Below are 13,743 nucleotides of genomic sequence, written 5' to 3' on the forward strand. Positions count from 1 at the left end.
GAGGCGGAATGGTGACGGATCAAGGCGGCGGAACTTCTGATGCCGACGGCGGACCGGTTCGTCACATTCCCGTCCTCCTGAAGGAAGTTCTCGCGGCTCTGGATCCCGCTCCCGGCAAGATCGTTCTCGACGGCACTTTCGGCGCCGGGGGCTACGCATCCGCCATTCTCGATGCCGGTGCCGACGTCATCGCGCTCGACCGCGATCCGACGGCGATCGCCGCGGGGCAATCCATGATGCACGCGAGCGGCGGGCGGCTGAAGCTCGTTCATTCCCGTTTTTCCGATCTGGCCGAGCATGCGCCGGCACAGGGGCTCGACGGCGTCGTGCTCGATATCGGCGTCTCTTCCATGCAGATCGACGAGGCGGAGCGCGGCTTCTCCTTTCAGAAGAAGGGGCCGCTCGACATGCGCATGTCGGCCGCCGGCGTCTCCGCCGCCGATGTCGTCAATCGCGCGAAGGTGTCGGACCTCATCCGCATCTTCGGCTTCCTCGGAGAGGAAAAGCAGGCGGGGCGGATTGCGCGCGCCATCGAAAAGCGCCGCGCCGAGACGCCGTTCGAGACCACCCGCGATCTCGCAAATCTCATCGAGACGGTTACGCCGCGCAAGGCCAAGGACAGGATTCACCCCGCAACGCGTGTCTTCCAGGCGTTGCGCATCTTCGTCAATGACGAGCTGGGCGAGCTCGCCCACGCCCTGTTTGCGGCCGAACGGGCTCTGAAACCTGGCGGCCGGCTCGTCGTCGTTACCTTTCATTCGCTCGAGGATCGAATCGTAAAGACGTTCTTCCAGGATCGGTCCGGCAAGGCTGGCGGCTCCCGCCATCTGCCGCTGGTGACGGCGCGCGCCGCAACCTTCACGCCAGTCGGCAAGCCTATGGTCGCGGCAAGCGAGGAGGAGGCGTCCCGCAATCCTCGTGCCCGGTCCGCGAAGCTGAGAGCGGGTGTCCGCACCGAGGCTCCGTCGCCGGGCGCCGATCTTTCGATTTTCAATCTGCCGGAACTGGCGAGCCTTGCAAGGCTGGGGGGCTAGAAGACGATGCTCAGAACGCTCGATATTGTCCTGATCGTCATCATGACGGCGGCCGCGACGGTCACCTACACGATCAAGCATAAGGCCGAGAACAAGCTCGAAGAGGTGCGCAGGCTCGACGCAGCGATAAAGCTCGAAGAGGACACGATCGATCTGCTCAAGGCCGACTGGGCGCTTTCGACCCAGCCGAACCGGCTGGAGAGGCTGGTGACCGTCTTTGCAGCCGATCTGCAACTCGCGCCGACCCCCTCGACGCAGCTGGCGCGGCCGGAGGAGCTGCCGATGCTGAGGGCTGATCTGCCTCCTTCCGAAGAGGATAAGAAGGCCAGGGACCAGGCGGCGGACAATATCGCCGCCGTCATCGAGGCCGACAATATCGCAACAGGTTCGGTGGCGCGCTGATGTCGTTTCTCTCGTATCATGGTGCTGAAGAGCAAGGCGCATTTTTCGGCGGGCGGCAATAACCGCCCCGCCGACAGCGGGCTCAACGTCACTTTCGAAGGAACGCGCAAGAAGAGCGCAAGCCGGGCGAAAAGCCGGGTCGCGATCATCATCGCCAGTTTCGGCCTCGTTTACGCGGCGATCGGAGGACGCCTCGTCCAATATGGTCTCGCGCAGCCGGAAACGGTCTCCTCGATCGGCCGCGCCGATAGTCTCATGGCCTCGCGGCCGGACATTCTCGACCGCAACGGCGAGGTTCTCGCGACCGATATCCGTACCGTCTCGCTCTATGCGGAGCCGCACAAGATCGTCGATGCCGACGAGGCGGTGGAGCGATTGGCGACGGTGCTTCCCGATCTCAACGCGCGCGAAATCTACAACAAGCTCAAGTCGAATTCGCGCTTTCAATGGCTGCGCCGGCAACTGACGCCGAAGCAGCAGAGCGAAATCCTCGCGCTCGGCATTCCCGGCATCGGCTTCCGCCCGGAGAAACGGCGCTTCTATCCGGGAGGGCCGACTGCCGCCCACATCCTCGGTCACGTCAACATCGACAACCGCGGCGTCGCCGGTATGGAGCGTTACATAGACGAGCAGGGTCTCGCCGATCTTGCGGCGATCGGAATGACCAGCGATGCCAAGCTCGAACCGGTCAGGCTTTCGATCGACGTGCGCGTGCAGAACATCGTGCGCGACGTCATCGACGCAGGCATGAAGAACTACCAGGCGATTGCCGCCGGTGCCGTCGTCCTCGACGTCCATACCGGCGAAGTGCTGGCCATGGCCTCCGTGCCGGATTACGACCCGAACAGGCCCGCGGAAGGCGCCGAAGAGGGCTGGATGAACCGCATGTCGAACGGCACGTTCGAGATGGGCTCCACCTTCAAGACCTTCACCATCGCCATGGGTCTCGATTCCGGCAAGGTGACGCTCAACGACAGTTTCGATGCGACCGCGCCGATCCGCATCGGCGGATTCACGATCAAGGACTTCCACGGCAAGCGCCGCGTACTGACGGTGCCGGAAATCTTCCAGTATTCCTCGAATATCGGCACCGCCAAGATCGCCGACCTGATCGGCATTCCGGGCCACAAGGAGTTCCTCACCCGGATAGGCCTGCTGACGAGGCTTCCGACCGAACTGCCGGAAGTAAAGGCGCCAAGCCAGCCGCGCGAGTGGAAGAAGATCAACTCGATCACGATCTCCTTCGGCCACGGCGTTTCGACGACGCCGCTGCAGACGGCGGTCGCAGGTGCCGCGCTGGTCAATGGCGGCAAACTCATCCCGCCGACCTTCCTGCCGCGCAGCGAGGAAAAAGCGAGCGAACTTGCGAGCGCAGTGGTCAAGAAGAGCACCAGTGAAGACATGCGCTATCTGCTTCGCTGGAACGGCATCGCGGGTTCGGGCAAGCGGGCGCTCGTTCCGGGGTTCAATGTCGGCGGCAAGACCGGCACGGCCGACAAGGTCGTCAACGGCCGCTATGCCAGCGACCTGAACTTCAATGCCTTCCTTGCGGCGTTTCCGATCGACGATCCCAAATACATGGTGCTGACCTTCATCGACGCGCCCAAGACCGGCGAAGGCGGGGGCCGCACGGCCGGTTCGAATGCCGCCCCGATGGTGCGCGACATCATCAGCCGCTCCGCTCCGCTGCTCGGCGTGGAGCCGAAATTCGGACAAGACGGTTCTGCCTTGCTTGTGTCTTATTGACCGTGAAATGAAAGGCGGAGGATTCGCGATTCCGCTGCATGGCTCCGTGAACCGGAGTCGATTCAAGGACCATACCATGCTGCATTCAAAGTGTTACGGCGACCTTTGCGCGTCTGAAAAGACGCACGGCGCTGTTGGATCATATCGATGTGAGACGTGCAGTTCATGAAGATCACGGACCTGGCGGGATCGAATTTCCCGGAACTTTCGGCGCAGCTGAAGGGCGACGCCGCGACCATCGAGATCGGCGGCATCACGGCCGACAGCCGGCAGGTCAGGCCCGGCGACCTCTTCGTCGCCGTTGCCGGATCGAAGGCGGACGGGGCTGCTTACATAGCGGATGCGCTGTCTCGCGGAGCCTCGGCGGTCGTCGCCGGAAAAGGCGCCCAGGCGGAAGCGGGTGCGCCCGTCTTTGCGATCTCCGAACCGCGAAGGTTCCTGGCAAAGGCGGCATCCAGCTTCTACGAGCGCCAGCCGGAGACGATGGTGGCGGTCACGGGCACGGCGGGAAAGACGTCCGTTGCCTCCTTCACCCGGCAGATCTGGGCGCATAGCGGCTTCTCGGCGGCGATGATCGGCACCACGGGAGTGGTGGCGCCCGGCCGCACCGAATACGGCTCGCTGACGACCCCCGACCCGGTATCCCTGCATAAGCTGCTTGCCGAACTTGCCGATGAGGGCGTGACCCATGCGGCAATGGAGGCTTCGAGCCACGGCCTGGACCAGTGCCGGCTGGACGGGGTCAACCTCGCGGCCGCCGCCTTTACCAATCTCGGCCGCGATCACATGGATTACCATCCGACGGTCGAACACTACATGGCCTCCAAGATGCGCCTCTTCGGGGCGCTCCTGCCGAAAGGTTCGCCGGCGGTGATCTTCGCGGACGACCAATGGTCCGCCGAGGCGATCGCTGCCGCTCGCAAGGCCGGCCACGATGTGCGCACCGTCGGGCGCAACGGCGATTTCATCGCGCTGAAGCGCGTCGAGCATTTCCGCCACAAGCAGTCGGCGGAGGTGCATGTCGGCGACGACATCTACGAAATTCACGTGCCGCTCGCCGGTGATTTCCAGATCGCCAACGCGCTCGTTGCCGCGGGGCTCGCAATGTCCACCGGGATCACCGCAAAGGCGGCATTCTCGGCGCTGGAGAGGCTGCAGGGCGCTTCGGGGCGGCTGGAGCTCGTCGGACAGACGAAGGACGGCGCACTCGCCTATGTGGACTACGCCCACAAGCCGGACGCACTCGCAAACGTGCTGGAGTCCGTGCGTCCCTTTACCACCGGCCGGGTCGTGGTGGTTTTCGGATGCGGCGGCGACCGGGACAAGGGCAAGCGCCCGATCATGGGAGAGATTGCCAGCCGCCTCGCCGATGTCGTGATCGTCACCGACGACAATCCGCGCTCGGAAGTACCGGAAGTGATCCGTGCCGAGATCATGGCTGCGGCCAAGGGGGCTACGGAAATCGGCGATCGCGCCGAGGCGATCCGTGCGGCCGTCGGAATGCTGAAGACCGGCGATACGCTGATCGTTGCCGGAAAAGGGCATGAAGAGGGGCAGACGGTCGGTTCGGTGACGCTGCCTTTTTCCGACCACGCGGAGGTCCGCAAGGCACTGGGAGGTCTTTGATTTGAACTGGCTCTGGACAAGCAGCGATCTTCTGGCCGCCATGAACGGCCGCCCGGTCGGGAACCTGCCCGAAGGGATCACCGGCATTTCGATCGACAGCCGCACGATCGGCGATGGCGAGGCCTTTTTCGCGATCAGAGGCGATCGCGTCGACGGCCACGACTATGCCGGGATCGCGCTTGCAAACGGAGCCGCGCTCCTGGTCGTCAGCGAAGCGAAACTCCCGGCGCTGGGGCGCCTGACCGCCCCGATGATCGTCGTCGACGACGTGCTGGAGGCGATGATCCGGCTCGGTTGCGCCGCCCGCGACCGCAGCGCGGCGAAAATCATCGCCGTCACGGGATCGGTGGGCAAGACCACCACGAAGGAGATGCTGAGGCACGTGCTGTCGCCCCTCGGTCGGGTCCACGCCTCCGTGGCGTCCTTCAACAATCACTGGGGCGTGCCGCTGACGCTTGCGCGCATGCCGGAGACGACCGATTTCGGGGTCTTCGAGATCGGAATGAACCATGCGGGCGAAATTCTGCCGCTGACACGGATGGTCCGCCCGCATGTCGCGGTCGTGACCAGCATTGCCGCCGCCCATCTGGGCAATTTCACGAGCCTGGACGAGATTGCGGCCGCCAAGGCCGAGATCTTCGAAGGCGTGGTCAATGGCGGCCATGCGGTCATCAATCGCGACAGCGCGCAATACGAGCTCCTCGAAAGGGCGGCTGCGGCGGCGGGGGTCAGCCATGTCCATTCCTTCGGCGCAAATCCGAGATCGGAGTTCCGTCTGGCCGAGTTTGCCGGGGGAGCGGAAAGCTCGGTGCTCTGGGCCGCCGTCGGAGGCAGAACGCTTGAGATAGCGATCGGGGCACCCGGGCGCCATATTGCCGAGAACGCCTTGGCGGCGATCGCCGCGGCGACGCTGGCAGGCGCGGATACCGATCGCGTCGTCGCGTCGTTTGCGACGATGCAGCCGGAAAAGGGCCGGGGGCTGCGGCATCACCTCAGGATCGGCACCGGGCACCTCACCGTGATCGACGAAAGCTACAACGCCAATCCCGCCTCGATGCGGGCGGCGATCTCGCTTCTGCGCGATGCAGAGCCGTCACCCGGCGGGCGACGCATTGCCGTTCTCGGCGACATGCTGGAAATGGGCGAGCATTCGGCGGCGGTTCATGCGGCGCTTGCGAGACCCATTGTCGAGGCGGGTATTGCCGATGTCTGGCTGGCCGGACCAGAGATGGCCCATCTGCGCGACGCCCTGCCGCCGGAGGTATCCGTCGTCCATCGGGACCGGGTGGATGATCTCACGGGCTACGCGCTCGGAGCTGTCGCGGCCGGGGACGTCGTGATGGTCAAGTCTTCGAAGGGCACCGGTTGCGCAAAGATCGTCCAGGCGCTTCTCGATGCCTATCCGCAGGAGACGGCCGGAGCAGGGGAAGTATAGGGACGTTGCCATCGCTGCATGTTTCCTCGAACCCGGAACCGGTCTGCGGAAGAACATGCGGCTACTGAAAGCGCTGCGGCGGCTCTTGTACGCCCGAAAGGGTGCGCGGCGCCGCAGTGCTGGTGGATACGGCCTTCGGCCAGGGGAAATGGCCTAACATAGTCGAACGCAAGCGGGTATCTTCTGGCAGATGATTCTGTTGGACGATGTCCGATTATAAACTTCTGGGGGAAAGGTCCCTTATGCTGATCTGGCTTGTGGAACTGGCGGACCACTTTCAATTCTTCAATCTCTTTCGCTACATCACCTTCCGTACGGGGGCGGCTCTCTTCACCTCTGCCTTGATCGTCTTCCTGTTCGGCCCCGCCATGATCGCATCGTTGCGCATCCGCCAGGGCAAGGGCCAGCCGATCCGTGCGGACGGCCCCCAGACGCACTTCAAGAAGGCAGGGACCCCGACCATGGGCGGGTTGATGATCCTGACCGGCATCGTGGTGTCGTCGCTGCTCTGGGCCGATCTATCCAGCATCTACGTCGTATCGACGCTTCTGGTGACGCTCGGGTTCGGCGCGATAGGCTTCTACGACGACTATCTGAAGGTGACGAAGCAGTCGGAAAAGGGCTTCTCCGGCAAGGCACGGCTCGGCATCGAGTTCGTGATCGCCGCCGTTGCCGTCTTCTTCATGATGCAGGCGGCGCTTTCCGCGGGGGCGGCGGGTTCCACCTTCGGCTCGTCGGTGACCTTTCCCTTCTTCAAGGACCTGATGCTCAATCTCGGATATTTCTTCGTGCTGTTCGGCGGGTTCGTCATCGTCGGCGCGGGAAATTCCGTGAACCTGACCGACGGTCTCGACGGGCTCGCGATCGTTCCCGTCATGATCGCGTCGGCCGCATTCGGGCTGATCGCCTATCTTGCCGGTAACGCCGTCTTCGCCAATTACCTGCAGATCCATTTCGTGCCCGGCACCGGCGAACTCGCGGTGATCCTCGGCGCCGTGATCGGCGCGGGTCTCGGCTTCCTGTGGTTCAACGCACCGCCTGCTGCGATTTTCATGGGCGATACGGGTTCGCTTGCGCTCGGCGGCCTGATCGGCACCGTGGCCGTCGCGACCAAGCACGAGATCGTCATGGTCATCATCGGCGGGCTCTTCGTCATCGAGACGCTGTCGGTCATCATCCAGGTCTTCTGGTTCAAGCGCACCGGGCATCGCGTATTCCTGATGGCGCCGATCCACCATCACTTCGAGAAGAAAGGCTGGACGGAAAGCCAGGTGGTGATCCGCTTCTGGATCATCGCAGTGATCCTGGCAATGGTCGGCCTCTCCACGCTGAAGCTGCGGTGAGCCACGATGATCCCGGTCACCTCATTCAAGGGCAGGAAGGTCGCACTCTTCGGGCTTGGCGGCTCGGGGCTCGCGACGGCTCAGGCACTCGTTTCGGGCGGCGCCGATGTCGTGGCGTGGGACGACAATCCTGACAGCGTCGCCAAGGCTGCCGCGGCCGGGATAACCACGGCTGACTTGCGCGGCGTCGACTGGCATGACTTTGCCGCTTTGGTGCTTTCGCCCGGCGTGCCGCTGACGCATCCGAAGCCGCACTGGAGCGTCGATCTCGCGCATCAGGCCGGCGTCGAGATCATCGGCGACGTGGAGCTCTTCGTGCGTGAGCGACGCAAACACGCGCCCGACTGCCCCTTCATCGCCATCACCGGCACCAACGGTAAATCCACGACGACGGCGCTGATCGCCCATATTCTCAGGACGAGCGGGCGGGACACGCAGCTCGGCGGCAATATCGGCACCGCAGTGCTCACGCTGGATCCGCCGAAAGCAGGGCGCTTCTATGTCGTCGAATGCTCATCCTACCAGATCGACCTTGCGCCCACGCTCGACCCGACCGCCGGGATACTGCTCAACCTGACGCCGGATCACCTGGATCGCCACGGCACGATGCAGCACTATGCGGATATCAAGGAGCGTCTGGTGGCGGGGAGCGGAACGGCGGTCGTCGGCGTCGACGACAGCCTCTCGAGCCTGATCGCGGATCGGGTGGAGCGGGCAGGAACAAAGGTCGTGCGCATATCGCGCCGCCATCCGCTTGCCGAGGGCGTATATGCCGAAGGCTCGGCGCTGATGCGGGCGCAGGACGGGGCATCGTCGCTCTTTACCGATCTTGCCGGCATCCAGACGCTGCGCGGAGGGCACAATGCCCAGAATGCCGCGGCTGCGATCGCCGCCTGCCTGGCGGTCGGCATCTCCGGGAAGGAAATCGTGAACGGCCTAAGGAGCTTTCCGGGCCTCAAGCACCGGATGCAGCCGGTTGCGAAAAAGGGCGAGATCGTCTTCGTCAACGACAGCAAGGCGACCAATGCAGAGGCTGCAGCCCCGGCGCTTTCGAGTTACGACCGAATTTACTGGATCGCCGGCGGTCTGCCGAAGGACGGTGGAATCACGTCACTGGCGCCGTTCTTCCCGAAGATCGTAAAGGCCTATCTGATCGGAGAAGCGGCCCCCTCCTTCGCGGCGACCCTCGGCGAAGCAGTGCCCTACGAAATCTCCGGGACGCTGGAGAAGGCGGTTGCGCACGCGGCAGCGGATGCGGCGCGGGACATGCAAGGCCCTGCGGCCGTGATGCTTTCCCCGGCTTGCGCAAGCTTCGACCAGTACAAGAATTTCGAGGTGCGCGGAGATGCCTTCGTCGGCCATGTGGCGGCGCTCGAGGGCGTGAGCATGCTGATTTGACGGCTTCGGCCGGTAGTGGATGTTGGCGCGGTACGCGCCCGGAAAGGGGACAGACTGATGGTAAGCCGAGCCGAACGTGGCCCCGTGGCCGACTGGTTCTGGACGATCGACAGATTTTTTCTCGCCGCCTTCATCCTGCTGATGGGCGTGGGCTTCATGCTCTCCTTCGCCGCAAGCCCCCCGGTCGCCGAACGGCTCGGCCTCGACAGCTTCCACTTCGTCAAGCGCCATGCGCTCTTCCTCCTGCCGTCGCTGGTGGTGATGGTCGGCATCTCCTTTCTCTCGCCGCGACAGGTGCGGCGCACGGCAATCATCCTGCTCGTGATTTCCACGGCGATGATGGTGCTGGCTCTGTTCTTCGGCCAGGAGGTCAAGGGCTCCCGGCGGTGGCTGGCGCTCGCCGGCATTTCGATACAGCCCTCGGAATTCATGAAGCCCGCCTTTGTCGTAGTCTGCGCCTGGCTTTTCGCCGAACATGCGCGGCAGCCGGAAATTCCCGGTAATCTGCTTTCGATCCTCCTCTTTGGTATCGTCGGGGCGCTCCTCGTTGCCCAGCCCGACCTCGGCCAGACCATCCTCACTGCGGCGGTCTGGGGCGGCATGTTCTTCATGGCCGGCATGCCATGGCTCTGGATCATCGTGCTCGCGTCGGTGGCGATAGGCGGATTTTTCGCCGCCTATTCCATCCTGCCCCACGTCGCCGGCCGCATCGACCGGTTCCTGACCGGCGAAGGCGATACGTTCCAGGTGGATACGGCCCGCGAGGCGATCATTCGCGGTGACTGGTTCGGCCGCGGCCCTGGTGAGGGCGTGGTGAAGCGCATCATTCCGGACAGCCATACGGACTTCATCTTCTCCGTCGCTGCGGAGGAGTTCGGCATCGTCTTCTGCATGGTCATCGTCATGATCTTCGCCTTCGTGGTCATGCGCGGCCTCAATCATGCCTTCCGCGAGCGCAACGATTTCAATCGATTCGCGGTTGCCGGGCTGGTTCTGCAAATCGGCATCCAGTCGATGATCAATATCGGCGTGAATCTCGAGCTGCTTCCGGCCAAGGGCATGACGCTCCCGCTGATTTCCTATGGCGGGTCGTCGATGGTGGCGATCTGCGTGACGGCGGGGTTCATTCTGGCACTGACGCGTCATCGGCCGGAGAAACGTGCCGTCGAGCGCAGCCTCTTTCGATCGGGCGTCGGAGTGCCGGCGGAGTGAGAGATGGATAAAGGCATCATTCTTCTTGCCGCCGGCGGAACCGGCGGGCACCTCTTTCCAGCCGAGGCGCTTGCGCATGAGCTGAAAGCGACGGGCTATTCCGTGCATCTGGTGACGGACAGCCGTGCCGAACGCTTCACGGGGAAGTTCCCGGCCGACGAGATTCATGTCGTGCCGTCGGCGACGATCGGTTCGAAGAACCCGATGAAACTCGCCCGGTCGGTGTGGAAGCTCTGGACGGGGCTGAGGGCGGCCCGGCGACTGATTGCCAGGCTTAGGCCCAGGGCCGTCGTCGGCTTCGGCGGCTACCCGACGGTGCCGCCGCTGCTTGCGGCCACGGGCATGGGCATTCCGTCGATCATCCACGAACAGAACGCGGTGATGGGCCGCGCCAACAAAATGCTCGCATCGCGGGTCAAGGCCGTCGCCGGCGGCTTTCTCCCGGAAGGCGCCGGAGCCTTCGCGGCGAAGACCGTGGCGACCGGAAATCCTGTGCGTCCGGCGGTGCTGAAGGCTGCCGGGCTTCCTTATGCGCCGGCTGCCGGCGATGCGCCCTTTCATCTCGTGGTCTTCGGCGGCAGCCAGGGCGCGCAATTCTTCTCGAAAACGGTGCCGCAGGCGGTCTGCCGGCTCGACGACGCGCTGCGCCAGCGGCTGAAGGTGACGCAGCAGGCCCGGCCCGAGGACCGCGAAGGCGTCATCGCGGTCTACGAGAAGCTCGGCGTTCCCGCTGAGGTATCTCCCTTCTTCACCGACATGGCCGGTCGGATCGCTTCGGCGCAGCTCGTTATATGCCGCTCGGGCGCGTCCACCGTTTCGGAAATCTCGGTCATCGGACGCCCGGCGATCCTGGTGCCGTATCCCTACGCTCTCGACCACGACCAGGCAGCCAATGCCGCGGCACTCGCCGCGAAAGGGGGGCGCGCGTGATCGCGCAGGTGGAGCTCAGCGCCGAGCGGCTCGCCGGCATCCTTGCGGATGCGATGAGCAACCCGGATGCGCTGGCGCAGATGGCGGCCGGCGCCCGCCAGACCGGCAAGCCGGATGCCGCGCGCTTGCTTGCCTTGCTGGTAGAGGCTATTGCCAGCGGCTCGACAGTCGCGAAGTTCAAGGAAACACGCTCATGAAGATGCCGAAGACGATCGGGCTCGTACATTTCATTGGTATCGGCGGCATCGGCATGAGCGGTATTGCCGAGGTCCTGCACAATCTCGGCCATCGCGTCCAGGGTTCCGACCAGGCCGACAGCGCCAATGTGCAGCGTCTGCGGGAAAAGGGCATCAGCGTCTCCATCGGGCACAAAGCGGAAAATCTCGGCGATGCCGAGGTGGTCGTCGTCTCGACGGCGATCAAGAAGGACAACCCCGAGCTCATCGCTGCCCGCGAGAAGTTCCTGCCGGTCGTGCGGCGTGCCGAGATGCTTGCCGAGCTGATGCGCTTCCGCAATGCAATTGCGATCGGCGGGACCCATGGCAAGACGACGACGACCTCGATGGTCGCCGCCCTGCTCGATGCGGGCGGCCTCGATCCGACCGTGATCAACGGCGGCATCATCAACGCCTACGGCACCAATGCGCGCATGGGCGCCGGCGAATGGATGGTGGTCGAAGCAGACGAATCCGACGGCACGTTCCTGAAGCTGCCGGCCGACATCGCGGTCGTCACCAATATCGATCCGGAACATCTCGACCACTACGGCAATTTCGACGCCGTGCGCGCGGCCTTCCGGCAGTTCGTCGAGAACGTGCCCTTTTACGGTTTTGGCGTGCTGTGTCTCGACCACCCGGAGGTCCAGTCCATGGTCGGCAAGATCGAGGATCGGAAGGTCGTCACCTACGGCGAGAACCCCCAGGCCGACGTGCGCTTCCACAATATCCGCATGGACGGTGCGACCTCCATCTTCGATATCGAGATCCGCCGCCGCCGCACGGGCCAGGTGATCGCGATCAAGGACCTCAGGCTGCCGATGCCCGGACGCCATAATGTCTCCAACGCCACGGCTGCCGTGGCGGTCGCACAGCGGCTCGGCATCAAGCCCGAGGACATTGCGAGAGGTCTTGCCACCTTCGGCGGCGTGAAACGCCGCTTTACTCTGACGGGTGAGTGGAACGGCGCGCGCATCTTCGACGATTACGGCCACCATCCCGTCGAGATCAGGGCGGTCCTGAGGGCGGCGCGCGAGGCGTGCCAGGGGCGCATCGTCGCGGTCCACCAGCCGCATCGCTACTCGCGCCTGTCGAGCCTCTTCGAAGACTTCACATCCTGCTTCAACGACGCCGATACGATCCTGCTCGCTCCGGTCTATGCGGCCGGCGAGGAAGCCATAGAGGGCGTCAGTTCGGAAGCGCTTGTCGACCGCATCAAGGCTGCCGGCCATCGCGATGCCCGCCACATCCCCGGACAGGAGGCACTGGCGCCCGTTATCGCGAAGATTGCACAGCCGGGCGATTTTGTGGTTCTCTTGGGAGCTGGCAGCATTACCTATTGGGCCGCGGCCTTGCCCAAGCAGCTCGCGGAAATTTCAGGAAATCGAGCATGAAACAGGTCAACGGTCAGAAACTTCTCGATTCGCTCGGAAACGGCGTCGCTGCAATCCGCGGACGTCTCACGCCCGATGCGCCGATGGACCGCGTTACCTGGTTTCGGGCGGGCGGTCTCGCCGAGCTCATGTTCCAGCCGCACGACACCGACGACCTCGTCGCCTTCCTGAAGCTGGTGCCCGAAGAGGTGCCGGTAATGGTCGTCGGCGTGGGCTCCAACCTGCTCGTGCGCGACGGCGGTATTCCGGGGGTCGTCATCCGGCTTTCGGCGAAGGGCTTCGGCGATCTCGAACTCGCCGGTGAAAACCGCATCAAGGCGGGCGCGATCTGCCCGGACAAGAACATCGCCGCCATGGCGCTCGACCATGGTATCGGCGGCTTCTACTTCTATTACGGCATTCCCGGTTCGATCGGCGGGGCACTCCGCATGAACGCCGGCGCCAATAGCGGCGAAACCAGCGAACGCGTCGTCGAGGTCCATGCCGTCGACCGCAAGGGCAACAGGCATGTCCTGAGCAAAGCCGAGATGGGCTACGGTTACCGCCATTCCGGCGCGGCCAAGGAGCTGATCTTCACGCATGCGATCTTCGAGGGCTATGCGGAAGACAAGACCAAGATCCGCACCGACATGGACGCCGTGCGCCAGCATCGCGAAACGGTGCAGCCGATCCGCGAGAAGACCGGCGGATCCACGTTCAAGAACCCGGACGGCTATTCGGCCTGGAAGCTGATCGACGAGGCCGGCTGCCGCGGGATGATGATCGGCAATGCCCAGATGTCGCCGCTTCACTGCAATTTCATGATCAATACCGGACAGGCGACCGGCTACGAGCTCGAATATCTCGGCGAGACCGTGCGCCAGCGGGTGATGGAGCATTCCGGCGTCAAGCTGGAATGGGAAATCAAGCGGGTCGGCAATTTCATGCCGGGCTATGAAATCAGGGAATTCCTCGGCCGCGCCACGGCCTGATCCGAAATCGGGACCAAGAAAAAGGCCGCGGCGGATA

10 protein-coding genes and 1 pseudogene are annotated in these 13,743 nt (G+C 64.0%); all 11 read left to right on the forward strand.

The window, feature by feature from the left end; all coding sequences use genetic code 11:
- Positions 1-8: 8 nt before the first annotated feature.
- The 11 genes and pseudogenes from rsmH (at position 9) to murB (ending at position 13,706) form a co-directional block, all read left to right on the forward strand.
- Positions 9-1,034 (forward strand): 16S rRNA (cytosine(1402)-N(4))-methyltransferase RsmH, encoded by a 1,026-nt coding sequence (rsmH, locus tag N0Q91_RS06585; RefSeq protein ID WP_275597653.1) that lies wholly within the window; start codon positions 9-11, stop codon positions 1,032-1,034.
- Between the two features lie 6 nt (positions 1,035-1,040).
- Positions 1,041-1,436, forward strand: coding sequence for a cell division protein FtsL (gene ftsL / locus N0Q91_RS06590; RefSeq protein ID WP_275597654.1), 396 nt, complete (start codon positions 1,041-1,043; stop codon positions 1,434-1,436).
- An 18-nt stretch (positions 1,437-1,454) separates the two neighbouring features.
- A complete protein-coding gene (locus N0Q91_RS06595; RefSeq protein ID WP_275597655.1) occupies positions 1,455-3,182 on the forward strand; it encodes a peptidoglycan D,D-transpeptidase FtsI family protein in 1,728 nt (575 codons plus the stop codon).
- Between the two features lie 165 nt (positions 3,183-3,347).
- Complete coding sequence (locus N0Q91_RS06600) at positions 3,348-4,808, forward strand: UDP-N-acetylmuramoyl-L-alanyl-D-glutamate--2,6-diaminopimelate ligase (RefSeq protein ID WP_275597656.1); 1,461 nt, start codon at positions 3,348-3,350, stop codon at positions 4,806-4,808.
- A gap of 1 nt (position 4,809) precedes the next feature.
- Positions 4,810-6,243 (forward strand): UDP-N-acetylmuramoylalanyl-D-glutamyl-2,6-diaminopimelate--D-alanyl-D-alanine ligase, encoded by a 1,434-nt coding sequence (locus N0Q91_RS06605; RefSeq protein ID WP_100671698.1) that lies wholly within the window; start codon positions 4,810-4,812, stop codon positions 6,241-6,243.
- Between the two features lie 242 nt (positions 6,244-6,485).
- On the forward strand, positions 6,486-7,586 hold the full coding sequence (gene mraY / locus N0Q91_RS06610) for a phospho-N-acetylmuramoyl-pentapeptide-transferase (RefSeq protein WP_018095458.1): 1,101 nt from the start codon (positions 6,486-6,488) through the stop codon (positions 7,584-7,586).
- A gap of 6 nt (positions 7,587-7,592) precedes the next feature.
- Positions 7,593-8,984: a UDP-N-acetylmuramoyl-L-alanine--D-glutamate ligase gene (gene murD, locus N0Q91_RS06615; protein WP_275597657.1), complete on the forward strand. Its 1,392-nt coding sequence runs from the start codon at positions 7,593-7,595 to the stop codon at positions 8,982-8,984.
- A gap of 57 nt (positions 8,985-9,041) precedes the next feature.
- Complete coding sequence (ftsW, locus tag N0Q91_RS06620) at positions 9,042-10,196, forward strand: putative lipid II flippase FtsW (protein ID WP_275597658.1); 1,155 nt, start codon at positions 9,042-9,044, stop codon at positions 10,194-10,196.
- A gap of 3 nt (positions 10,197-10,199) precedes the next feature.
- A pseudogene (gene murG, locus N0Q91_RS06625) lies at positions 10,200-11,323 on the forward strand (undecaprenyldiphospho-muramoylpentapeptide beta-N-acetylglucosaminyltransferase).
- On the forward strand, positions 11,320-12,735 hold the full coding sequence (murC, locus tag N0Q91_RS06630) for a UDP-N-acetylmuramate--L-alanine ligase (RefSeq protein ID WP_018095454.1): 1,416 nt from the start codon (positions 11,320-11,322) through the stop codon (positions 12,733-12,735). Before murG ends, murC begins: the two are co-directional and overlap by 4 nt.
- A complete protein-coding gene (murB, locus tag N0Q91_RS06635) occupies positions 12,732-13,706 on the forward strand; it encodes a UDP-N-acetylmuramate dehydrogenase (RefSeq protein WP_275597659.1) in 975 nt (324 codons plus the stop codon). Before murC ends, murB begins: the two co-directional genes overlap by 4 nt.
- Positions 13,707-13,743 lie beyond the last annotated feature (37 nt).

Origin of the sequence: Sinorhizobium prairiense, from assembly GCF_029201645.2 — a bacterium.
GTDB classification, from domain to species: domain Bacteria; phylum Pseudomonadota; class Alphaproteobacteria; order Rhizobiales; family Rhizobiaceae; genus Sinorhizobium; species Sinorhizobium meliloti_A.

What these genes read in the sequence shown, in the direction of transcription:
- rsmH (WP_275597653.1), top strand. Translation starts at nt 9, where the DNA reads ATGGTGACGGATCAAGGCGGCGGAACTTCTGATGCCGACGGCGGACCG.
- ftsL (WP_275597654.1), top strand. Translation starts at nt 1,041, where the DNA reads ATGCTCAGAACGCTCGATATTGTCCTGATCGTCATCATGACGGCGGCC.
- N0Q91_RS06595 (WP_275597655.1), top strand. Translation starts at nt 1,455, where the DNA reads ATGGTGCTGAAGAGCAAGGCGCATTTTTCGGCGGGCGGCAATAACCGC.
- N0Q91_RS06600 (WP_275597656.1), top strand. Translation starts at nt 3,348, where the DNA reads ATGAAGATCACGGACCTGGCGGGATCGAATTTCCCGGAACTTTCGGCG.
- mraY (WP_018095458.1), top strand. Translation starts at nt 6,486, where the DNA reads ATGCTGATCTGGCTTGTGGAACTGGCGGACCACTTTCAATTCTTCAAT.
- murD (WP_275597657.1), top strand. Translation starts at nt 7,593, where the DNA reads ATGATCCCGGTCACCTCATTCAAGGGCAGGAAGGTCGCACTCTTCGGG.
- ftsW (WP_275597658.1), top strand. Translation starts at nt 9,042, where the DNA reads ATGGTAAGCCGAGCCGAACGTGGCCCCGTGGCCGACTGGTTCTGGACG.
- murC (WP_018095454.1), top strand. Translation starts at nt 11,320, where the DNA reads ATGAAGATGCCGAAGACGATCGGGCTCGTACATTTCATTGGTATCGGC.
- murB (WP_275597659.1), top strand. Translation starts at nt 12,732, where the DNA reads ATGAAACAGGTCAACGGTCAGAAACTTCTCGATTCGCTCGGAAACGGC.